Origin of the sequence: Leisingera sp. UBA4491 (assembly GCF_002388965.1) — a bacterium.
GTDB lineage: Bacteria > Pseudomonadota > Alphaproteobacteria > Rhodobacterales > Rhodobacteraceae > Leisingera > Leisingera aquaemixtae.
Genome location: NZ_DGNN01000033.1, coordinates 23,575 through 45,737 on the forward strand (window position 1 = coordinate 23,575; position 22,163 = coordinate 45,737).

The window sequence follows — 22,163 nt, forward strand, 5'->3', positions numbered from 1 at the left end:
GCTCCCTGTTTCTTCTTTTGTTATTGTCATGCTTACGGTTGCGGTGTTCCGCCCAGCCTTTAGGCCGGGCAGCGCCCGTCCCGCCCCCCACGGGGCGGGCGCTTCGCTCCCACCCCGCCGGGCCGGGCGCTGCCCTTTGTGGAATGAACGAAGGTCAGACATGCGCCACCTCCATGCCGTGGGCGCCGCCCATCATCAGGCCGATTTCGTCCACCGTCAGCCCTGCGGCTTCGCGCGGGGCGCTGAGGCGGCCCTCGTTCAGGGCGGCAAAGCTGTCGGAGATTTCCATCAGCTCATCCAGGTCCTGGCTGATGCAGATCACCGCGGCGCCCTTGGCGGCCAGATCCAGCAGCGACTGGCGGATGGCGGCGGCAGCGGCGGCATCGACGCCCCAGGTCGGCTGGTTCACCACCAGCACGTCCGGGTCCTGCAGCACCTCCCGCCCGATCACGAACTTCTGCAGGTTGCCGCCAGAAAGCGACCGCGCCGCATTGCCGGGACCGGGGGTGCGCACGTCAAACGCCTTGATGATGCGCTCGGCGAAGTCCTTGGTCTTGCCCCAGTCGAGGAAGCCGTTCTTCTCCAGCCCCTCGCGCACCGACCCGGTGAGCATGGCGTTTTCCGTAAGGCTCATATCCGGCGCGGCAGCGTGGCCGAGGCGTTCTTCGGGTGCGGCCAGCACGCCGAGCTTGCGCCGGGCGGTGGGGCCGAGCTTGCCGATCGGCTGCCCGTGCAGCTTCACCGCGTCCGCCTCGGTCAGAGTTTCGCCGGACAGCACGCCCAGCAGTTCGTCCTGGCCGTTGCCGGCAACGCCGCCGATGCCGAGAATCTCGCCCTTGCGCACGGTCAGATGCACGTTCTTGAGCGCGGTGCCAAAGGCAGAGGGGGCCGGCACCGACAGGCCGGTGATGTCCATCGCCACATCGCCAAACTCGCGCGCCCCGCGCTGAGGTGTCAACAGGGTGCTGCCGACCATCATTTCCGCCATGTCGCGGGCGGAGGTCTCTGAGGGGGTGCATTCGCCCACGTTCTTGCCCAGCCGCAGGATGGTGGCGTGGTCGCAGAGGGTGCGGATTTCCTCCAGCTTGTGCGAGATATAGAGGATCGAAGTCCCCTCGGAGCGCAGTTTCTGCAGGGTCTTGAACAGGATCTCCACCTCCTGCGGGGTGAGGACCGAGGTCGGCTCATCCATGATCAGCAGTTTCGGGTCCTGCAGCAGGCAGCGGATGATCTCGACCCGCTGGCGCTCGCCCGCGGACAGGTCGCCGACGGTGCGGAAGGGGTCGAGCGGCAGCCCGTAGGTTTCCGACACTTCGCGGATGCGGGCGGCGAGGTCGCGCATCTCTGGCGGATTCTCCATGCCAAGCGCGATGTTCTCGGCCACGTTCAGCGCGTCAAACAGCGAGAAGTGCTGGAACACCATGGCGATGCCGTCGGCGCGCGCCTGGCGCGGCTCGGCCGGTTCATAGGGCTGGCCGCGCAACAGCATCTTGCCGCTGTCCGGTTTCACCAGCCCGTAGATCATCTTGACCAGCGTCGACTTGCCGGCGCCGTTTTCGCCGAGCAGGGCATGCACCTCGCCCTCGCCGATGTCAAAGGAAACGGTGTCATTGGCCACAACCCCGGGGTAGGCCTTGGTCAGGCCTTGCAGGCTCAACAGTGGTACACTCACGCGCGCCGGTCCTCTCTCTGTTCGTCTTCTTTTCCATGCCGCAGCAGTTGCGCCGCAACACCGACCGCAATCATCTGCGGATGTTTTCCAAGTTCCGGATCGCCGATCGGGCAGGTGATCCTTGCGATTGCCCCGGGGGCGTGCCCCAAGGCGGCAAGACGCGAGCGGAACCGCGCCCATTTGGTTTTGGAGCCGATCAGCCCGGCAAAGGCAAAGCCATGACTCAACAGCGCGTGGCATAGCGCCAGATCCAGCGCATGGGAATAGGTCAGCACCAAATGCGCAGCGTTTTCAGGCGCATGGCGAACCAGGAGCGCAACGTCAGCTGCCGGAATCGCGGTGACGCCGGCGGGGATCTCTGCCGGGAACCGCTCGGCGGCGGTGTCCGCCCAGGTGATCTGCAGGTCCGGCAGCGGCGCCAGCACATTGACCAGCGCCCGACCGACATGGCCCGCGCCCCAGATCCAGACCGGCAATTGGGGCTGGTGCACCGGCTCGATCATCCAGCCCTCGACCAGCTGCGGCGCCGGTGCCTGGCCCTGGCCGCGGGCGCCGGCGAGGAGCCGCTTCACCGCGACCGGCATCAGTGCCGGGCTGGCCGGGCGGGCGATGACGTGGCTGTCCAGCGTGTTCAGGTCTGCGGCCTCGTAAACCTCGCTGAAGAGCGTGACCGCACCACCGCAGCACTGACCCAGATCCGGCCCCAGCGCGTGGGTGCTGATCTGTTTCGGGGCCGCTTGCCGGCGGGCCGCCTCTGCTGCCTCATATTCCAGGGTGCCGCCGCCGATGGTGCCGGACTGGCCGGTCTCCCAGACCAGCATCGCGGTGCCCGCCTCGCGCGGGGAGGAACCGCGGATGGCGGCAATCACCACCCGCACCACGCGGCCATGCGCGGCAACCGCCCGGCGCAGCTCCTCAACGTCAAATCCCATCGCGCACTCTCCGGACCGCGCGCCAGACTTCCTCTGCCGTGGCGGGGGCGTTCAGCGCCGGGTAGGCGGTGCCAAAGGCCGCGACCGCATCGCTGAGCGCCAGCCAGGCGGAGATGCCCAGCATGAACGGCGGCTCCCCCACCGCCTTGGATCGGTAGATGGTGTCTTCCCGGTTCTGGCCGTCGAAAAGATTCACGTTGAACACATCCGGCCGGTCGGAACAGGCGGGGATCTTGTAGGTGGAGGGCGCATGGGTGCGCAGGCGGCCCGCATCGTCCCAGACCAGTTCCTCGGTCGTCAGCCAGCCTGCGCCCTGGACGTATCCGCCCTCGATCTGGCCGATGTCGATGCCCGGGTTCAGCGAGGCGCCGGCGTCATGCAGGATGTCGGCCCTCAGGATGCGGTTCTCGCCGGTCATAGCATCCACTGCCACTTCTGTCACCGCGGCGCCATAGGCAAAGTAGTAGAACGGGCGGCCCTGGCCCTTGATCCGGTCCCATTCGACCTTGGGGGTCTTGTAGAAGCCGGTGGCCGACAGGCTGACGCGGCCCTGGTAGCAGGCCATTGCGGCCTTCTCGAATGTCATCTCATCCTGGCCGATGCGCACCATGCCGTTTTCAAACACCACGTCGCCGGGGCTGGCCTGATGCTGCAGCGCCAGATGTTCGGCCATGCGGGCGCGCAAGGTGTCGCAGGCGGCCTTCACCGCCATCCCATTGAGGTCGGAGCCGGAGGAGGCCGCGGTGGCTGAAGTGTTGGGCACCTTGGCGGTGTCGCTGGCGGTGATCTTCACCTTGTCCAGCGGGATGCCGAACCGGCTGGCGGCGACCTGCGCCACCTTCTGGAACAGTCCCTGGCCCATCTCAGTGCCGCCATGGTTCAGATGCACCGAGCCGTCCTGGTAGACATGCACCAGCGCGCCCGCCTGGTTGAGGTGGGTGAGGGTAAAGGAAATCCCGAACTTCACCGGCGAGAACGCGATGCCGCGTTTCAGATGGGTCTGGCCCTCGTTCCACTTGGCAATCGCCGCCTTGCGCGCCGCATAATCCGAGGATTTCAGCAGCTGAGCGGTCAGATCGTGCAGGATATAATCCTCGACCGGCATGTGGTAGGGCGTGGTTTGCACATCCTTGGGCGGCGGGCTGGTTTTGGCGGGCTGCACCGGTGCGCCGCGGGAGGCGAGGTCGGCGTCCGGGTCCAGCGGCTGGCCGGAGGTGTCCTGCGCTTCGCCGGCGGGGGCTTCCGGGGTCTGCATGGGCGCGTAGTAATTGCGCTGCCGCAGTTCTGCCGGGTCCAGCCCCAGATCATGGGCGATGTGGTCCATCACCCGTTCGATCCCCACCATCCCTTGCGGGCCGCCAAAGCCGCGGTAGGCGGTGGCGCTTTGCCGGTTGGTGCGCAGGCGATGGCTTTCGATGCGGACATTCGGGATCAGATAGGCATTGTCGGCGTGCAGCATGGCGCGGTCGGCAACCGGCAGAGACAGGTCCTGCGCCCAGCCGCAGTCCACCAGGTGCAGGAACTCGACACCCTGCAGGCGGCCATCACCGTCAAACCCGGCGCGGTAGGAGATGCGGAAAGCGTGGCGCTTGCCGGTGATCACCATGTCGTCGTCGCGGTCATAGCGCATCTTGCAGGGCTTGCCGGTCAGCCGGGCGGCAACGGCGCAGGCGACGGCCAAGGCGTTGCCCTGGCTTTCCTTGCCGCCAAAGCCGCCGCCCATGCGGCGGGTCTCAACCCGGACGGCGTGCATCGGCAGTCCGATCGCCTCCGCCACCTTGTGCTGGATCTCGGTCGGGTGCTGGGTGGAGGAATGGACGTGCATGCCGCCATCCTCCTGCGGCAGCGCTAAGGCCGCCTGGCCTTCGAGGTAGAAATGCTCCTGGCCGCCCAGCTCGAACCTGCCCTCGACCCTGTGCGGGGCGGCATCAATGGCTTTGGCGGCGTCGCCCTTGTGATAGATGCGCGGGCCTTCCTCGAACCGGCTGTCGGCGGCGAGTGCGGCGTCGAGGGTCAGGAGGGCAGGTTCTTCCTTGTAATCCACCTTGCCCTTGCGGGCGGCGATGCGGGCATTGAGGTGGCTGTCGGCCACCACCAGGAATACCGGCTGGCCGACATAATTGACGGTGCCGGCCGCCAGCAGCGGCTCGTCGTGGATCGAGGGGGAGACGTCATTGGCAAAGGGCAGCCCCTTGGCGGTCAGCACTGCCACGACGCCGGGGCTTTGCTGCACGCCGCTGAGGTCCATGGCCGCGACATGGCCGCGGGCAATGGGGGAGAGGCCGAAGGCCAGATGCAGCGTGCCGGCAGGCGAGGGGATGTCGTCGACATAACGGGCGGCGCCGGTCACATGCAGCCGGGCGGAGTCATGGGGGAGGGGTTTGGAAACACTCATGGCCGCACCTCCAGCACCGAGACCGGCTGGCCGTTCAGGTCGGCGAAATAGCGGAGCAGCATATTGCGCGCGGTCTCCAGCCGGTATCCGGCAGAGGCGCGCATGTCGGTCATCGGGGTGAAATCCTGGTCGAAGGCCGCCGCGGCGGCCTGGATTGTGGCCTCATTCCAGGGCTGTCCGGTCAGGGCCGCTTCGACGTTTGCGGCGCGTTTCGGGATGCCCGCCATGCCGCCAAAGGCGATGCGGGCGGCGGAGATCTTGCCGTTCATCACGGTCATGTTGAAGGCGCCGAGCACGGCGGAGATGTCCTGGTCGAAGCGTTTCGACAGCTTGTAGACCTTGAGCGCATCGGGCTGGCGCGGGAAGCTGACGGCCTCGACGAACTCACCCGGGCCACGGTCCTGCCTGCCGTAGTCGAGGAAGAAGTCCTCCAGCGGCAATTCGCGGCGGCTGTCCCCCTTGCGCAGGTGCAGGGTGGCGCCGAGGGCGATCAGCGCGGGCGGGGTGTCGCCGATGGGGGAGCCGTTGGCGATATTGCCGCCCACGGTGGCGGCGGCGCGGATCTGCTGGGAGGCAAAGCGGCGCAGCATTTCGGCAAAGGACGGGTGCAGCGGCTCCATCGCTGTGCGCAGATCGTTCATGTCTGCCATGGCTTTGATGCGGACGGTGCTGTCCGTGACCTCGATCCCCTTGAGGTCATCGCAGCCGCCGAGGAAGATCATCTGCGGCAGGTGGCGGAGCTGCTTGGTGACCCAGAGGCCGACGTCGGTGGCGCCTGCGACCAGGGTGGCGTCGGGGCGGCGTTCAAAAAGGTCAGCCAGTTCATCGGCGGAACCCGGCAGCATAGGGGGCGCTGCCCCCCGGCCTGCGGCCTCCCCCCGGGATATTTCCGGCCAGATGAAGGACCCTTCCTGTGCGATCCAGTCCGGGACCGGGGCATCCTTGGCCGCCTCGGCAGCGCGGATGATCGGGGCGTAGCCGGTGCAGCGGCACAGGTTGCCCGCCAGCTGGTCGTCAAAATCCGTGGCGCCGTTGGCATGGGCCGTGACCATCGACATGATGAAACCGGGGGTGCAGAAGCCGCATTGGCTGCCGTGGTGATCGACCATCGCCTGCTGCACGGGGTGCAGGCTGCCGTCCGGGCCTGAGGCGCCCTCGACAGTGCGCACCGACTTGCCCTGCAGCTGCGGCAGGAACAGGATGCAGGCGTTCAGGGCCTTCGATCCGCGTGAATCGGTGACCATGACAGTGCAGGCGCCGCAATCGCCTTCGTTGCAGCCCTCCTTGGTGCCGGTGAGGCCCTGTTCCTCGCGCAGCCAGTCCAGCAGCGTCACTGTTGGGCTTGCGTCCGTGATGCGGACCGTTTCACCGTTCAGACGAAAGGTGAGTGCCATCTTCCCGAGACCCGCCGCGTTACCCCGTTGACCCGATGTGCCACCCTTCGATGCGGCGTAGAAGGCGCGGCGGGCTGTTTGTTGCTTGCTGGTTCCAGCCTAGGGAGCATCCCCTTGTCAAAGCAAGGAAAACCGCTGCCGCACTGCAGTATTCTGCGGCGCAATAAAGTTGCGGCATTCAGGGCTATGCTGTTATTATTTATGCTTTTTAGCCGTATCTTTGCGCAGGGCGCGGCTGGGGCGCGAAACAGCTTCAAAAAAATCCTGAAAATATCCGCGGACCGTTCCACTATTCCGGGAGACGGGCCGTGCAGTTCGCCCGTTCACCCCGCTGCGGCAATACGATAGCGTGGCGGCATGACAAGCTCTCCCCGATTCATTCATCTGCGCACCCATACCGAATACTCTCTGCTGGAGGGGGCCGTGCGGCTGAAGAAGCTGCCGGACCTGTGCAAGACGCACGGCATGCCCGCGATTGCGGTGACCGACACCAACAACCTGTTCTCGGCGCTGGAGTTTTCGGTGTCGGCGAGCGGCGCCGGGGTGCAGCCGATCATCGGCTGCCAGGTCGATCTGCGGTTCACCGAGCCGGCGCCCGGCGAAAGGCCCAAGCCGCCCGCGCCGCTGGTGCTGCTGGCCCAGAGCGAGGCCGGGTATGAGCATCTGATGAAGCTGAACTCTTGCCTGTATCTGCGGCAGGGGGGCGAGCTGCCGCATGTGACGCTGGAGGAGCTGGAGAGCCATTCCGAAGGCGTGATCTGCCTGAGCGGCGGGCCGGACGGGCCGGTTGGGCGGCTGTTGCAGATGGGCCAGCGCCCGGCGGCGGAAGCGTTGATGCAGCGGCTGAAGGCAATCTTCCCGGACCGTTTGTATGTGGAACTGCAGCGCCATCCGGGTGAGCACGGCCAGCCGGAGGCGGAGAAACAGACAGAGCGCGGCCATGTGGAAATGGCCTATGCCATGGGCCTGCCGCTGGTCGCCACCAATGACGTCTATTTCCCCAGCACGGAGATGTTCGAGGCGCATGACGCGATGATCTGCATCGCGGAGGGCGCCTATGTCGACCAGGTGGAGCCGCGGCGGCGGCTGACCGCGCAGCATTACTTCAAAAGCCAGGAGGAAATGGTTGCGCTGTTTGCCGACCTGCCCGAGGCGATTGAGAACACGGTGGAGATCGCCAAGCGCTGCGCCTTCATGGCCTATAGGCGCGACCCGATCCTGCCGAAGTTCGCCGATGACGAGGTGGCCGAGCTGCGCCGCATCGCCAACGAGGGCCTGCAGCAGCGTCTGGCGGTGATCCCGCACGCGGTGAGCGTCGAGGAATACCAGGCGCGGCTCGACTTCGAGCTGGGCATCATCGAGGGCATGGGGTTTCCCGGCTACTTCCTGATCGTTGCCGACTTTATCCAGTGGGCCAAGGACCACGACATTCCGGTGGGGCCGGGGCGGGGGTCCGGTGCGGGCTCTTTGGTGGCCTATGCGCTGACGATTACCGACCTTGATCCGCTGCGGTATTCACTGCTGTTCGAACGCTTCTTGAACCCGGAACGGGTGTCGATGCCTGACTTCGACATCGACTTCTGCATGGACCGCCGGGAAGAGGTGATCAAATACGTGCAGGAGAAATACGGCAGAGATAAAGTCGGGCAGATCATCACCTTTGGCGCGCTTCTGTCCAAGGCGGCGGTGCGCGACATGGGGCGGGTTCTGCAGATGCCCTATGGCCAGGTGGACCGGCTGTCGAAGCTGATCCCGGTCGAGGGCGTGAAGCCGATGTCCATCGCCGACGCGCTGAAGGAAGAGCCGCGGCTGAGCGAGGAAGCCCGCAATGAGCCGGTGGTGGACCGGCTGCTGACCTATGGCCAGCAGGTGGAGGGGCTCTTGCGCTCTGCCGGTACTCACGCGGCGGGCGTGGTGATCGGCGACCGGCCGCTGGATGCGCTGGTGCCGCTTTACCGCGATCCGCGGTCCGACATGCCTGCGACCCAGTTCAATATGAAATGGGTGGAGCAGGCGGGGCTGGTGAAGTTCGACTTCCTCGGCCTCAAGACCCTGACCGTCATTCAGAACGCGATGGATCTGATCTTCCAGTCGGGGCGCGACCTGCATATCGCCGCCGATGGCACCCAGCTTTATGAGCCGCCGGAGGGGGCGGAGAACCAGATCAACGCCATTCCGTTGGATGACAAGGTCACCTACGACCTGTATTCCCGCGCCAAGACGGTGGCGGTGTTCCAGGTGGAATCCACCGGCATGATGGATGCGCTGAAGCGCATGAAGCCCACCTGTATCGAGGACATCGTGGCGCTGGTGGCGCTGTACCGTCCCGGCCCGATGGAAAACATCCCGGTCTATTGCGAGGTGAAGAACGGCCAGCGCGAGATCACCTCTGTCCACCCGCTGATCGACCACATTCTGGAGGAAACCCAAGGCATCATCGTCTATCAGGAACAGGTGATGCAGATCGCCCAGGTGATGGCGAACTACACGCTGGGCGGTGCGGACCTGTTGCGCCGGGCGATGGGTAAGAAGATCAAGGAGGCGATGGACGCCGAGCGCCCGAAGTTCGAAAAGGGCGCGGCGGAAAACGGGGTTCCCGCCAAGAAGGCCTCGGAGGTGTTCGACCTTCTGGAGAAATTCGCCAACTACGGTTTCAACAAATCGCACGCGGCGGCCTATGCGGTGGTGAGCTATCAGACCGGCTGGCTCAAGGCGAACCACCCGGTGGAGTTCATGGCGGGCGTCATGAACTGCGATATCCATCTGACCGACAAGCTGGCGATCTACTTCGAGGAAGTGAAGAAGGGGCTGGGGCTGAAATACGTGCCGCCCTGCGTCAACCGCTCGCTGGCGACCTTCAACGTGGTGAACGGCGAACTGGTCTATGCGCTGGGCGCGCTGAAGAACGTCGGTTTGGACGTGATGCGGCTGGTGACCGAGGCGCGCAAGGAGGGCGGATATGACAGGCCCTTTGTCAATGTCTTCGACTTTGCCCGCCGGGTGAATCTCAAGAAGGTCGGCAAGCGGCCCCTGGAGATGCTGGCAAGGGCGGGGGCCTTTGACCAGCTCGATTCCAACCGCCGCCGGGTGTTTGAGAGCCTTGGCGCGCTGGTCGATTACTCCGCCGCGGTGCATGACCAGCGGAACTCGAACCAGGTGTCGCTGTTCGGCGAGGCGGGCGAGGACCTGCCGGAGCCGCGGCTGCCCAATGTGCCGGACTGGCTGCCGGCCGAGCGGCTGAGCGAGGAGTTCAAGGCGATTGGCTTCTACCTGTCGGGCCATCCGTTGGACGATTATATGCCGGCGCTGAAACGCAAGAAGGTGATGACGCTGGACGAGGTCACCGCCAAGGCCGAGCGCGGGCCCTTCATGGCCAAGATGGCCGGTGTCGTGGCCGGGCGGCAGGAGCGGAAGTCAGCCCGCGGCAACCGCTTTGCGTTTGCCCAGCTCAGCGACCCTTCGGGCGCCTATGAGGTGACGCTGTTCTCCGAGGTGCTGGAGAAGTCCCGCGAGTTCCTGGAGACCGGCGCCAAGGTGGTGATCACCGCCGAGGCGACGATGGAGAGCGACCAGCTGAAACTGCTGGTGCGCTCTGTCGGGCCGGTGGACAGCGCCATTGCAGATGCCGGGCGCAGTTCGCTGCGGGTGTATCTGAGCGATGCCGGCGCCGTCGGAACCGTGGCGCAGGTGCTGGAGGATGCCAAGGCGGCGGCCCGCAACGCATCGCGCGGCGAGGTCTACATGTACCTGCAGGACCCCGGCCTGCCCGGTGACGTGGAGATGGATCTGGGCCAGGCGTTCCCGATCAATCCGCAGATCAAGGGGGCGCTGAAATCGCTGGACGGCGTGATGGATGTAGAGGAGATTTGAGGCTGCGCGAGGCGCCCGGTGCCTCCGGCGGGAGGGCTGCGGCTGCCGTGCGGCCTTGCGCGTGAAATAAAATTAGCAACTTATGCCGCGCTGACCGCGTTGCATATTCAGATGGTTCAGGCCGACATCGGTTCCGCCATAGGACTGGAGAGTGCCGCAGTGCAAACATTGTTGGATTTCGGGGAGTACATGCCGCACGGCATGTGCCTGCTTTGGGAACCCTGGCTGCTGATCCTTTGGGCCGGCTCTGACCTTCTGATCTTCCTCGCCTACTTTGCCATCCCCTTGGCCCTGTTTAAGGTTTTGCGGCAGCGCAAGGACTTGAAACACCGCGGGCTGGTGCTGCTGTTTGCCTCCTTCATTCTTCTGTGCGGCCTGACCCATGCGGTGTCCATCCTGACGCTTTGGTGGCCGGCCTATCCGGCGCAAGGCCTGCTGAAGCTGGCCACCGCGCTGGTCTCGGCAACCACCGCGGTGGTGTTGTTCAAGCTGGTTCCGGTGCTTGTCGCGATACCGAGCCGCCGCGAACTGGAGCATGTCAACGGCAGGCTGCTGGAGGAAGTGGCCGCGCATGAGGAGACCCTTGACGTGCTGCGGCAGGCCCGGGATGAGCTGGAAATCCTGGTCGAGAAACGCACCGCCGAACTGCGGGACGTCAATGCCAAACTGGCGGTGACGGCGCGGGAAGCGGTGCACCGGAGCCACAATATGATTGCGGTGGTGTCGTCGATGGCGCGGCAAAGCGCGCGCGGCGTATCGGACGTGACCGACTTCGTCAGCACCTTCACCGGGCGTCTGAACGCGCTGGCCTCTGCCACCCAGACCGTCATGCAGGAGCCCTCCGGCGCCTCGGCGGATCTGGGAAGCGTGGTCCGGGCGCAGCTGGAGCCGGTGCTGCTGAGCTTCGGCGACAGGATGACGGTCAGCGGTCCCGAGGTGACGACCGGTTCGGAAGCGGCGCAGCAGATCAGCCTGGCGCTGCACGAGCTGGCGACCAATGCGCAAAAGTACGGCGCGGCCGACGGCGAGGATGCGCGCATCCGGGTGTCCTGGTCTGTCCGCGGGGAGGATGGCGCGCAGAACCGCCTGCGGCTGCGGTGGGAAGAGGATCTTTGCCATGAACCGGGCATGCCGGTGAACGGCACCGGAAGAACCGGGTTCGGCACCCGGCTGCTGACCCAGATCGTGCCATCCATGCTGCAGGGGGAGGCCAGCCGGACGGTGGAGGGCGGCAAGCTGATCTATGAGCTGGACGTTCCGCTGTCGGCCCTAGCCGAAGGGGAGAGCCAGGCCGAGAACGTGCAGCTTGCCACGCGCCTGACGGCACAGGGCTTTGGCTTGGCCTAGGCCTGCCAGGCGCTCCGGGCAGCGATTTTATTCCAAAATTCTTCCGCCGTTTGCGGCAGGCGTCAGTAATGCGGCGGGCGTTCGTCAGCGAAGACCACGCCGCCGCCGCCGTCCTGCTGGCGTTCGGCCTCGCGCTGCATCAGCATGGCGACGCGGCGGGTCAGCACGTCGATCTCCTGCTGCTGGCGGGCGATCACATCGCTCATCTCCTCCACGCTGCGGGTCAGGTGGGCGATTTGCTCTTCCAGATGCTGCATGAGGTGTCTCCTGGGTTCTGAAGCTGCTCTTAAAGGAGCGGAGTTGAAAAGCAAAGGACCGCCCCGCCGCGAGGCCGGGCTGCGTCATGCTGAAAGCATGCCTCCGGCATGATCCGCCCCCCACGGGGCGGCGCAGCCCTTATGTCTCAACGATGAACTGCGGCGTTGCCTCCGCCGCCTTCGTCTTGCTGTTGCGGCCCGCTTCCGCTAGACCGCCGGGCGAGTGAAACCGCTACCCGTGAGGAGGCCTCAGATGGCCAAAGTGAAGAAACAGCCCCGCCCCAAGGCGCAGACGCCGAAGGGGTTCCGTGACTATTTCGGTGCGGAGGTGACCCAGCGCAGCGAGATGCTGCGGGCCATCGCGGGTGTGTATCATCATTACGGGTTCGAGGCGCTGGAGTCCTCGGCGGTGGAAACCGTTGAGGCGCTGGGCAAATTCCTGCCCGATGTGGACCGCCCGAACGAAGGCGTGTTTGCCTGGCAGGAGACCGAGGACGACGGCAACGGCGACTGGATGGCGCTGCGCTATGACCTGACGGCGCCCTTGGCGCGGGTTTACGCGCAGCACCGCAACGACCTGCCGACGCCCTACCGCCGCTATGCGATGGGGCCGGTCTGGCGCAATGAGAAGCCGGGGCCGGGCCGGTTCCGCCAGTTCTACCAGTGCGATGCGGATACCGTGGGCAGCGCCTCGATGGCGGCTGACGCGGAGATCTGCGCGATGCTGTCCGACACGCTGGAGACCGTCGGCATTCCACGCGGCGATTACCTGGTGCGGGTCAATAACCGCAAGGTGCTGAACGGCGTGCTGGAGGCGATGGGCCTGGGTGACGGCGATGCCAAGCGCGACGACGTGCTGCGCACCATCGACAAGTTCGACAAGGTGGGCGAAGCGGGTGTACGCGAATTGCTGACCAAGGGCCGCCTGGATGCTTCCGGTGCCTTCATCGACGGCGTTGGCCTGTCGGACGATCAGGCGGCGCCGGTGCTGGCGTTCCTGACCTCCAAGGCGGCGGAGGCGGCGGGCACCATCGCCAACCTGCGCGCGGCGGTGGGCGACAGCAAGATCGGCCAGGAGGGCATTGCCGAGCTGGAGCAGATCGGCGAGCTGCTGGCCGCGGGCGGCTACGGCAAGGACCGGATCGAGATCGACCCCTCGGTGGTGCGCGGGCTGGGCTATTACACCGGGCCGGTGTTCGAGGCGGAGCTGACCTTCGAGATCCTCGACGAGAAGGGCCGCAAGCGGCAGTTCGGCTCGGTCTCGGGCGGCGGGCGCTATGACGGGCTGGTCAAGCGCTTCACCGGGCAGGAAGTGCCTGCGGTGGGGGTCTCGGTCGGTGTTGACCGTCTGCTGGCGGCGCTGCACGCCAAGGGGCGGCTGACGGCGGAGGCCACAGGCCCCGTTGTGGTCACCGTGATGGACCGTGACCGGATGGCGGATTACCAGGCGATGGTGGCGGAGCTGCGCAATGCGGGCATCCGCGCCGAGGTCTATCTGGGCAACCCCAAGAACTTCGGCAACCAGCTGAAATATGCGGACAAGCGGAATTCGCCGGTCGCGGTGATCGAAGGCGGCGACGAGAAGGCCAATGGCGTTGTGCAGATCAAGGACCTGATCCTGGGCGCCAAGATCGCCGAAAGCGCCACCCTGGAAGAGTGGAAGGAACGCCCGAGCCAGTTTGAGGTGCCGCGCAGCGAACTGGTGGCCAAGGTGCGTGAAATCCTGGACGGGCAGGGCTGATCATGACGCTCCGTTCTGACATTCAGGCCCGCGCGGCCCAGCTGCGGGTCCGCTTCGAGGCTGCTGGCGCGCAGGTGGTGGACACGCCATTGCTGCAGCCCGCCGGCACTTTGCTGGATCTTTATGGCGAGGACATCCGTGCCCGCGCCTATGTGACCACCGACGCCCTGCGCGGCGAGCAGATGCTGCGCCCGGACTTCACCGTGCCGGTGGTGGAGGCGCATATGCGCCACGGGGCGGAGCCTGCGCGCTATACCTATTCGGGCGAGGTGTTCCGCCGGCAGGAGCATTTTCCGGACCGGCCCAACGAATATCTGCAGGTCGGCTATGAGGTGTTCGAGCGCAACGATGCGGCGGCGGCGGATGCCGAGGTGTTTTCGCTGTTTGCGCTGCAGGTGCGCGGGTTGCCCTTGCGGGCGGCGACCGGCGACATCGGCATTCTGATGGCCGCCGTGCAGGGCCTCAACACCACGGAGAAGCGCAAGGCGGCGCTGATGCGGCACATCTGGCGGCCGCGCCGGTTCCGCTCCTTGCTGGACCGGTTTGCGGGCCGTGCCCCGGTGCCGGAAAGCCGAAGAAAACTGCTGTCGACCGAGGGCGATCTGACCGGCTCCGCGGTGGAGCTGGGCAAGCGCCGCGCGGCGGAAGTGCAGGCGCGGGTCGAGGCGCTGCGCGAGGATGCCAAGGCGCCGCCGATTGCCGAGCATGAGCTGCTGGCGCTGGAGGCGCTGATGGCGGTGCGGGAAACGGTGCCTTATGCGCTGGAGCAGATGCACGACATTGCCGTGGACCTGCCGCAGATCAGCCAGGCGCTGGACCGGCTGGATGCGCGCACCGCAGCGATGAAGGCGCGCGGCGTGGATGTGGAGAACCTGGACTTCGAGGCCTCCTACGGGCGCACCTCGATGGAGTATTACGACGGGTTTGTCTTTGGCTTCTACGCCGAGGCGCGGCCGGATCTGCCGCCGGTGGCCAGCGGCGGGCGCTATGACGCTCTGACCCGGCAGCTGGGCGACGGCGCGGAGATCCCGGCAGTGGGCGGCGTTCTGCGCCCGGACCTGATGCTGCAGCTGGAGGAGTCCCGCGCATGACCTTGAAGCTGGGGGTGCCGTCCAAGGGGCGGCTGATGGAAAAGACGTTCGACTGGTTTGCCAAGCGCGGCGTGACGCTGTCGCGTACCGGCTCCGACCGGGAATATGCCGGCGCGGTCGAGGGCGTGTCGAACATGGAGCTGGTGCTGCTGTCGGCGGGGGAGATCCCGCGCGAGCTGGCGGCGGGGCGCATTCACCTGGGCGTTACCGGCACCGATCTGGTGCAGGAGAAGCTGCCGCGGTTCGAACAGCAGGTCGAGGAGCTGGCGGAGCTGGGGTTCGGCCATGCCGACCTGGTGCTGGCGGTGCCGCAGTTCTGGATCGACGTGGACACGCTGGATGATCTGGACGCGGTTGCCTCGGCGTTCCGGGCGCAGCATGGCCACCGGCTGCGGATCGCCACCAAGTACCACCGGCTGGTGCGGGAGTTCCTGACCGATGCCGGGGTGGCGGATTACCAGCTGGTCGACAGCCAGGGCGCAACCGAGGGCACGGTGAAGAACGAAACCGCCGAGATGGTGGCCGATATCACCTCCACCGGCGAGACGCTGCGGGCCAACCACCTGAAGCTGCTGAGCGACGGCCTGGTGCTGAAGTCGCAGGCGACCCTGTGGCGCAGCCGGGTGGCGAAATACGCGGCACAGGACAAGGCGGCGCTGAATACGCTGCTGGATTTCCTGGAAAAGCGCGTCTGAGCGCGGCGGCCTGACTTCACCGCCAGTGCCATACGCTCAAGAAACCGTGATCATAGCGTGATGCCTTTCTCCGGCGCCCGGGTTTAAATCCGCGGCGCCGGCCTTAGCTGGGGTGGGGTACACTCCAACTGAAAGGACAGGCTATGAAGATACTAATGGTTTTGACGTCGCACGATCAGCTGGGGGACACCGGGGAGAAAACCGGTTTCTGGCTGGAGGAATTCGCCGCGCCCTATTACGTGCTGCGCGATGCCGGCGCCGAGGTCACCCTGGCCTCGCCCGCAGGCGGCCAGCCGCCGCTGGACCCGAAATCGGACTCTGAGGACGCCCAGACCGATGCCACCCGGCGGTTCAAGCAGGATGATGCCGCCCAGAAAGCGCTTGCCAATACGGTGAAACTGTCCGGTGTCGATGCGGGTCAGTTCGATGCGGTCTTTTATCCCGGCGGCCACGGCCCGCTGTGGGATCTGGCCGAGAGTGCGGACAGCCGCAAACTGCTGGAAAGCTTTGCCGCCGCGGACCGGCCTATCGGGGCCGTCTGCCACGCGCCGGGTGTTTTCCGCCACGTCAAAGGCAGCGATGGCGAACCGCTGGTCAAGGGCCGCCGCGTGACCGGCTTCACCAATGGCGAGGAAGAGGGTGTGGGCCTGACGGATGTGGTGCCCTTCCTGGTCGAAGACATGCTGAAGGACAAAGGCGCCGATTACCGCAAGGGCGATGACTGGGCCTCTTACGTCGAAGTCGACGGCAAGCTGGTCACCGGCCAGAACCCGGCCTCCTCGGAAGCGGCCGCCAAGGAACTGCTGGCCTTGCTGAAGTAATCCCGGCCGGGGCTGCGGGGCAGGCGGGGCGCCGTCTGCCCTGGCGGCTGCCGCCAGGACCGGGGCAGGGGGCTCAGATCACGCCGATTTCGGCCAGCGCCTGCGACAGCTCCGGCGGCAGCGGCTCTTCCTGGCTTTTGCCTGCGGGCAGGTCAGCGGGCGATTCTTCGGGCTTCAGGTAGCGCCAGCCCTGGAACGGGCGTTTTTGCGCCGTATGGGTGCGGTGGATCTCCGGATCCAGCACGATGGCGCAGCGGCGGATGCCGTCCTCGCCCGTCACCTCATCGAGCCGCAGGATGCGCTGACGGCATTGGATCAGCCCCTTGATCACCCAGTAGATCGAGCCGCCGTTCAGGATTTCGGCCTCGCGCTTGGGCCACATGCGGGTGACATGGCGGGGCAGGCCGCCGGGCAGGTCTTTGCGGCGCATCGCTTGCCAGGCCTTCAGGCTTTCGACGCTTTCGGTGCCCACCGAAAGCTTCACAAGATTCACGCGTTTATCCACAGGTTCCCCACAGAGTCGTCCAGAGTTCTGACAGTATATAGTAGTTTACTGATCGCTGGCTTCAAGGTATTGTGTTCCTCCACGCTTTTGCTGCAAGAAAGCATTAACAATTTGCGGATTCGCTGCCGGGGGAAATCCCCGGTGCCGGAGCCGCTTTTCCGGCGCTTGGACGCCAACACGACACAAGTACGACTCAAAGGACCGACATATGAGCCGCTTTGCCGCCCCCATCGCCGAGCAGATCTGGGATATGAAGTACCGTTTCAAGCAGGCCGATGGCGCGCCGATCGACGTGACCGTCGAGGACACCTGGCGGCGGATCGCGCGGGATCTGGCGCGGGCGGAGAAAAAGCCGGACGCGTGGGAAGAGAAATTCTATGCCGCGCTGGAGGATTTCAAATACCTGCCCGCGGGCCGGATCACCGCGGGCGCAGGCACCGCGCGTCAGGTGACCCTGTTCAACTGCTTTGTGATGGGCACCATCCCGGACAGCATGTCGGGCATTTTCGACATGCTGAAAGAGGCGGCGCTGACGATGCAGCAGGGCGGCGGCATCGGCTATGACTTCTCGACCATCCGGCCGCGCGGCGCCGATGTGAAGGGCGTGGCTGCGGATGCCTCCGGTCCCTTGTCGTTCATGGATGTGTGGGACGCGATGTGCCGCACCATCATGTCTGCCGGCTCGCGCCGCGGCGCAATGATGGCGACCATGCGCTGCGACCACCCGGATATCGAGCAGTTCATCACCGCCAAATCCGACGCCGCGCGCCTGCGCATGTTCAACATGTCGGTGCTGGTCACCGATGCCTTCATGGAAGCGGTGAAGGCTGACGGCTCCTGGGAGCTGCAGTTCGACGGCAAGGTCTATCACACCGTCGAGGCGCGCGACCTGTGGAACAAGATCATGCAGGCGACCTATGACTATGCCGAGCCGGGCGTGATCTTCATCGACCGCATCAACAAGGCCAACAACCTCAACTACATCGAGACCATCTGCGCCACCAACCCCTGCGGCGAGCAGCCGCTGCCGCCCTACGGCGCCTGCCTGCTCGGCTCGATCAACATGGCGCGGCTGGTGGCCAGCCCGTTTGAAAAAGACGCGCATCTGGACCAGGACGCGATGCAGGAGCTGGTCGCCACCGCGGTACGCATGATGGACAATGTGGTCGACGTGTCCAAGTTCCCGCTGGACGCGCAGGCGGAGGAGGCCCGGAACAAGCGCCGGATCGGCCTGGGGGTCACCGGTCTCGCCGATGCGCTCTTGATGCTGGGGCTGGAATACGGCTCCGACGAGGCGGCGCGTCAGACCGACGAATGGCTGCACGCGATCGCCCGCGCCGCCTATCTGGCGTCGGTGGACCTGGCCAAGGAAAAGGGCGCCTTCCCGCTGTTTGATGCCGAGAAGTACCTGAACTCCGGCAACATGCTGAACATGGACGAGGACGTGCGCGACGCCATCCGCGAGCACGGTATCCGCAACGCGCTGCTGACCTCGATCGCGCCGACCGGCACCATTTCGCTTTATGCAGGCAACGTGTCCTCGGGTATCGAGCCGGTGTTTGCCTATGCCTATACCCGCAAGGTGCTGCAGAAGGACGGCTCCCGCACCGAGGAGGAAGTGGTCGACTACGCGGTTCAGATGTTCCGCGAGAAGTTCGGCGCCGACGCCAAGCTGCCCGATTACTTCGTCAACGCCCAGACGCTTTCGCCCGCGGCCCACGTAAAGATGCAGGCGGCGGCACAGAAATGGATCGACTCGTCGATCTCCAAGACCATCAACTGCCCGGAAGACATCTCTTTCGACGACTTCAAGGACGTCTACATGCAGGCCTGGGACCAGGGTTGCAAGGGCTGCACCACCTACCGCCCGAATGACGTGACCGGATCGGTCCTGACGGTGAGCGAGAGCGCCGATACCGCGCCGGGCGAGACCGCCAAGGCGCCGCATGAGAGCGATTTCGACGAGAACGGGGCCGAGGTCGTCTACATGTCCGAGCCTCTGGACCGCCCGCAGTCGCTGGAGGGCCATACCTACAAGCTGAAGTGGCCGGATTCTGAGCACGCGATCTACCTGACCATCAACGACATCATCATCAACGGCCACCGCCGCCCGTTCGAGGTCTTCATCAATTCCAAGAACATGGAGCATTATGCCTGGACCCTGGCGCTGACCCGGATGATCTCGGCGGTGTTCCGCCGCGGCGGCGACGTGTCTTTTGTGGTCGAGGAGCTGAAAGCGGTGTTCGACCCGCGCGGCGGTGCCTGGGTGCAGGGCAAGTACATCCCCTCGATCCTGGCCGCGATCGGCGGCGTGATCGAGACGCATCTGGTCAAGACCGGTTTCCTGGAGGGCGAGGGCATGGGCCTGAAGTCCGACCCGCAGGCGCAAGTGGTGAACCTGAACCAGCCCCGCGGCAAGGCCTGCCCAAGCTGCGGCCAGTACGACATGCAGATGGTCGAAGGCTGCATGACCTGCCGCAGCTGCGGCCACTCGAAGTGCGGGTGAGGGGTAAGCAGTGCTGTTGTTCGGTGTATGACCCGCGAAAACGTGCCCATTTTGGGGTTTTCTGACCATTCCGACACGGGTTTAATGACCACCGGCCGCGACGCGGCCGGTGGTTTCTTTTTAAAACAATGGCATAGGGGGCGGTTGCCTTTTGCCTGCTGACGAGACCGGTTCGCCTGAACAAGCCCGCTCAGCCTGTTGACTGAAGCCGCTGTTATGAGCAGGACTGAAGTGCAAACCTGGCCAGGTTCTTTCCTTCACTTACCCGAGCACAGCCTGTGCAATCGGGAGCCAGACGGCGCAGTGCGCCGGGAAAGGGCCAGCTATGTCCAAGATCAAATTCATCGACGCAGAGTTCCTAGATGCCGACAAAGAACGTCGGGCAATACGGCGGCGCCTGGAGCGGTTTCTGAAAGAGCGGCGCGTATCAGAGCGCGGCGTTGTGCCTCCGGAACCGGAGGATCCGGAGGACGTCCTGCGGTGGGAAACAGACTTGATGCAGGTTCGTTTCGAGCGCGAAGTTCAGGACCGCATAGACCGCCGGGTGATCAGGCTGGCGGAGCGGCGGGACGCGGCTGCAGGCCTCGCCCACCTGAAGCGCGATGACCGAAGGGCACTCGAGGTTCTGCGCAACGGGGTGAGCCTGATCAGGATCCGGACAGAAGACCAAGTGGATGAAATCGCCGCTGGTATTCATGCCGACATGCCCTGGATGGCACCTGCGACGGATCTCCTTTGGAAATCGATGCGGCGATCAGTCCGCAATGGGGATTCGGGCTTTCGCTTGCCTCCGGTGCTGCTGGACGGACCCCCGGGAATTGGCAAGAGCATGTGGGCCCGTCAGCTGAGCACAGCACTTGGTGTGCCCCGCTGTGGCGTAGAGGCGACGGCAGAGCAGGCGTCGTTCGGCATCGTGGGCTCCCAGCGCGGCTGGGCCAACGCACAGCCGGGACGCCCTTTGATGACGATCCTGAAGCACCTGATCGCGAACCCGATTGTCGTTGTGGATGAGGTGGAGAAGGCGGGAGTTGCGACTTCGACAAAAGGGAACAGCTTTGGACTTGCCGAGGGACTGCTGTCCCTCTTGGAGCCATCTTCGGCGGCATCATGGCAATGCCCCTACTATCAGGTCGGGTTCGACATGTCCTGGATCAGCTGGGTGCTGACCAGCAACACCTTAACAACCTTGCCAGCTCCTCTGTTAAGCCGCCTGGAGGTCATAAAGCTGTCACCTGTCCCGGTGCCTGACCTGGTAGCCTTTGCCCGCCGTGAGGGTGGCAGGCGCGGGTTGGCACAAGCGTCTGTCGAGGCCGTAGTCGAGGTGCTGGAGATTTCTGGTCAGACAGCGCCGTTGAGCCTGCGGCATGTCATCCGGATGCTCACTCGGGGGGAAGCGTTGGAGGCGGCTCGGCTTCTTCATTGAACATGCAATTTCTTTAAACGTAGAGCTTTGTTGGAAGGAGCCGCATATGGCCAGCCGAAATCATTACATCACTGTTGAAGCGCAGCGCATCATGGAGCGGTTTCCCGAGGTGTATGGGCCTCCGCCTTGGAGCATCAAGAAGACAAGCCTCGCTTGGGGCTTCGCCTGTGGCGAGGGCTGGTATCCTCTGATTGAGCGCCTTAGTGCAGATCTCGCCGACATCATACGTGAGGATGGTCTGACACGCTTCCGGGCGCAGCAGGTTAAACAGAAACTGGGTGAGTTGCGGTTCTATGAGCGCGGCGGCAACGAGCGCACCGCCTATCGGATAGCTCAGGCCCAGATGGAAGCTGCGAAGACCTGTGAGCATTGCGGTACTCGGTCGGCCCAGAAGAAATCCCTCGGCGGCTGGCTAACAACCACATGCGATGCCTGCGCGGTGCGGCTATTGAGGTCTCGATCTTAGCAGGAGCAGCACCCCTAATTGCTTATGGTGGCATGCTCTGAGCCTTTAAGTGTCTCCTACTGCTTGTAGACATGCTGTAGGCGTGAAGGCTGGTAGCCAACTTCCCGTATTCGGACATCCCACTTGGCGTAGGAGATGGCGTGGTTCAGCACAGATGACGCTGGGCTTAGCAGGAATGTCAGCGTTGCGCAGGAAGCGCCCATTGCAAACTCGGCCGTTGACGCAGCCAGCCGAGGTTTTCTGCTGCGGCGCGGCCCGCCGTTACGGTCGTTCGCTGCGACTGCGAGGTTTTGCAGCTGGTGAGCTCACACAGTGCGGGACTAAGCTGCCATTGCGCAGCACAGTTCAGCTAGCTGAGATCACCGCTTCTTTTGTTGGCGCAGTCAATCCAGTCAGAGGCAAAATCGACTAGAGATCGAAAATCGCATATCTTGCAATCCGCACCTCCGAATTTCCCGAAAGAAACAGCGTCGGTCTTTTCGAACGCCTCACCCACTGCAGGAAACAGCCGGTTCATATCATCTGCCACGTCGGGTGTTTCGATCCATGATCCGTTGGGGCCACCGTTCTTGAAGCGCCGCGTCTTGGTCCGCTTATGTTGTGCAAAGGTCTCGGCTGTGTGAAGGGCCGAGCATCGGTTCCAGCCGACCCCGATCAGCAAGATCTTCATGGCAGAGCGATCACGGAGCTTCCCAAGGGGCGTTTTCTCTCCCGTTGCCCACGCGAGGCTGTGTTCCTTGAGAAAGTCATTTGCTTTCTTGCCATTGAGGCAGATCGATACAGCCGGGTGTTCGCTGCGTTGGGTTCCCGGCCAGGTTCTGAAAGTCTCCGCAATGACACCCATGCCAGACGTTGGGGATTTCGCTACATCGAAACCGGGAACCGCGTCTTCGATTTCGGCAATCTTATCTTGGGTCAAGCGGGAGGGATCAACTCCAGCAGGAAAGTAGGCGTCGGAAGAGAACCCGGGCATTCCTACAAGACCTGTTTCACCTACCGCTTTGAGAAGGCTTTCCACAATTGTTCGTGACCTGCCCCCCGCGAAATC

Annotated in this window: 16 protein-coding genes; 9 read left to right on the forward strand and 7 right to left on the reverse strand. The window is 64.6% G+C overall.

What is annotated here, in order from left to right; all coding sequences use genetic code 11:
• Nucleotides 1-154: 154 nt before the first annotated feature.
• Genes B2P87_RS19935 through xdhA form a run of 4 tightly spaced genes read right to left on the reverse strand, consistent with a single transcriptional unit; the run spans nt 155 to nt 6,393 of the window.
• Nucleotides 155-1,672, reverse strand: coding sequence for an ABC transporter ATP-binding protein (locus tag B2P87_RS19935; protein ID WP_141890970.1), 1,518 nt, complete (start codon nt 1,670-1,672; stop codon nt 155-157).
• Nucleotides 1,669-2,604 (reverse strand): xanthine dehydrogenase accessory protein XdhC, encoded by a 936-nt coding sequence (gene xdhC, locus B2P87_RS19940; RefSeq protein ID WP_141890969.1) that lies wholly within the window; start codon nt 2,602-2,604, stop codon nt 1,669-1,671. The genes B2P87_RS19935 and xdhC overlap by 4 nt, the downstream gene beginning before the upstream one ends.
• On the reverse strand, nt 2,594-4,999 hold the full coding sequence (gene xdhB / locus B2P87_RS19945) for a xanthine dehydrogenase molybdopterin binding subunit (protein WP_141890968.1): 2,406 nt from the start codon (nt 4,997-4,999) through the stop codon (nt 2,594-2,596). The genes xdhC and xdhB overlap by 11 nt, the downstream gene beginning before the upstream one ends.
• Nucleotides 4,996-6,393, reverse strand: coding sequence for a xanthine dehydrogenase small subunit (xdhA, locus tag B2P87_RS19950; RefSeq protein WP_141890967.1), 1,398 nt, complete (start codon nt 6,391-6,393; stop codon nt 4,996-4,998). The genes xdhB and xdhA overlap by 4 nt, the downstream gene beginning before the upstream one ends.
• A gap of 357 nt (nt 6,394-6,750) precedes the next feature.
• Here xdhA and dnaE point away from each other — a divergent pair, with 357 nt between their 5' ends.
• Both dnaE and B2P87_RS19960 read left to right on the forward strand, forming a co-directional pair.
• The gene (gene dnaE / locus B2P87_RS19955) at nt 6,751-10,263 is read left to right on the forward strand and encodes a DNA polymerase III subunit alpha (RefSeq protein ID WP_141890966.1); all 3,513 of its coding nucleotides are present in this window, start codon (nt 6,751-6,753) and stop codon (nt 10,261-10,263) included.
• Between the two features lie 159 nt (nt 10,264-10,422).
• Nucleotides 10,423-11,610, forward strand: coding sequence for a sensor histidine kinase (locus tag B2P87_RS19960; protein WP_167510258.1), 1,188 nt, complete (start codon nt 10,423-10,425; stop codon nt 11,608-11,610).
• A gap of 62 nt (nt 11,611-11,672) precedes the next feature.
• Here the strand turns inward: B2P87_RS19960 and B2P87_RS19965 are convergent, their stop codons facing one another.
• Nucleotides 11,673-11,867 carry a SlyX family protein gene (locus tag B2P87_RS19965; protein ID WP_141890964.1) on the reverse strand — a complete coding sequence of 65 codons (195 nt, stop codon included), beginning with the start codon at nt 11,865-11,867 and terminating at the stop codon, nt 11,673-11,675.
• Between the two features lie 253 nt (nt 11,868-12,120).
• Between B2P87_RS19965 and hisS the strand changes: the two genes are divergently transcribed.
• The 4 genes from hisS to B2P87_RS19985 all read left to right on the forward strand — a co-directional run bounded on the left by hisS (nt 12,121) and on the right by B2P87_RS19985 (nt 16,215).
• Nucleotides 12,121-13,608 (forward strand): histidine--tRNA ligase, encoded by a 1,488-nt coding sequence (hisS, locus tag B2P87_RS19970; RefSeq protein WP_141890963.1) that lies wholly within the window; start codon nt 12,121-12,123, stop codon nt 13,606-13,608.
• A gap of 2 nt (nt 13,609-13,610) precedes the next feature.
• Nucleotides 13,611-14,699 (forward strand): ATP phosphoribosyltransferase regulatory subunit, encoded by a 1,089-nt coding sequence (locus tag B2P87_RS19975; protein WP_141890962.1) that lies wholly within the window; start codon nt 13,611-13,613, stop codon nt 14,697-14,699.
• A complete protein-coding gene (gene hisG / locus B2P87_RS19980) occupies nt 14,696-15,394 on the forward strand; it encodes an ATP phosphoribosyltransferase (RefSeq protein WP_141890961.1) in 699 nt (232 codons plus the stop codon). Before B2P87_RS19975 ends, hisG begins: the two co-directional genes overlap by 4 nt.
• A gap of 143 nt (nt 15,395-15,537) precedes the next feature.
• Nucleotides 15,538-16,215 carry a type 1 glutamine amidotransferase domain-containing protein gene (locus B2P87_RS19985; protein WP_141890960.1) on the forward strand — a complete coding sequence of 226 codons (678 nt, stop codon included), beginning with the start codon at nt 15,538-15,540 and terminating at the stop codon, nt 16,213-16,215.
• Nucleotides 16,216-16,288: 73 nt separating this feature from the next.
• On the opposite strand, the gene B2P87_RS19990 is transcribed toward B2P87_RS19985, so the two are convergent.
• Complete coding sequence (locus B2P87_RS19990) at nt 16,289-16,720, reverse strand: DUF1489 family protein (RefSeq protein ID WP_141890959.1); 432 nt, start codon at nt 16,718-16,720, stop codon at nt 16,289-16,291.
• Between the two features lie 208 nt (nt 16,721-16,928).
• On the opposite strand from B2P87_RS19990, the gene B2P87_RS19995 reads away from it, so the two are divergent.
• The 3 genes from B2P87_RS19995 (at nt 16,929) to B2P87_RS20005 (ending at nt 21,115) form a co-directional block, all read left to right on the forward strand.
• On the forward strand, nt 16,929-19,226 hold the full coding sequence (locus B2P87_RS19995) for an adenosylcobalamin-dependent ribonucleoside-diphosphate reductase (protein ID WP_141890958.1): 2,298 nt from the start codon (nt 16,929-16,931) through the stop codon (nt 19,224-19,226).
• A gap of 325 nt (nt 19,227-19,551) precedes the next feature.
• The gene (locus B2P87_RS20000; RefSeq protein WP_141890957.1) at nt 19,552-20,649 is read left to right on the forward strand and encodes an AAA family ATPase; all 1,098 of its coding nucleotides are present in this window, start codon (nt 19,552-19,554) and stop codon (nt 20,647-20,649) included.
• Nucleotides 20,650-20,695: 46 nt separating this feature from the next.
• Complete coding sequence (locus B2P87_RS20005) at nt 20,696-21,115, forward strand: hypothetical protein (protein WP_141890956.1); 420 nt, start codon at nt 20,696-20,698, stop codon at nt 21,113-21,115.
• Between the two features lie 349 nt (nt 21,116-21,464).
• Here the strand turns inward: B2P87_RS20005 and B2P87_RS20010 are convergent.
• A partial coding sequence (locus B2P87_RS20010; protein ID WP_286853222.1) for an aminoglycoside N(3)-acetyltransferase occupies nt 21,465-22,163 on the reverse strand: 699 nt, incomplete at its 5' end.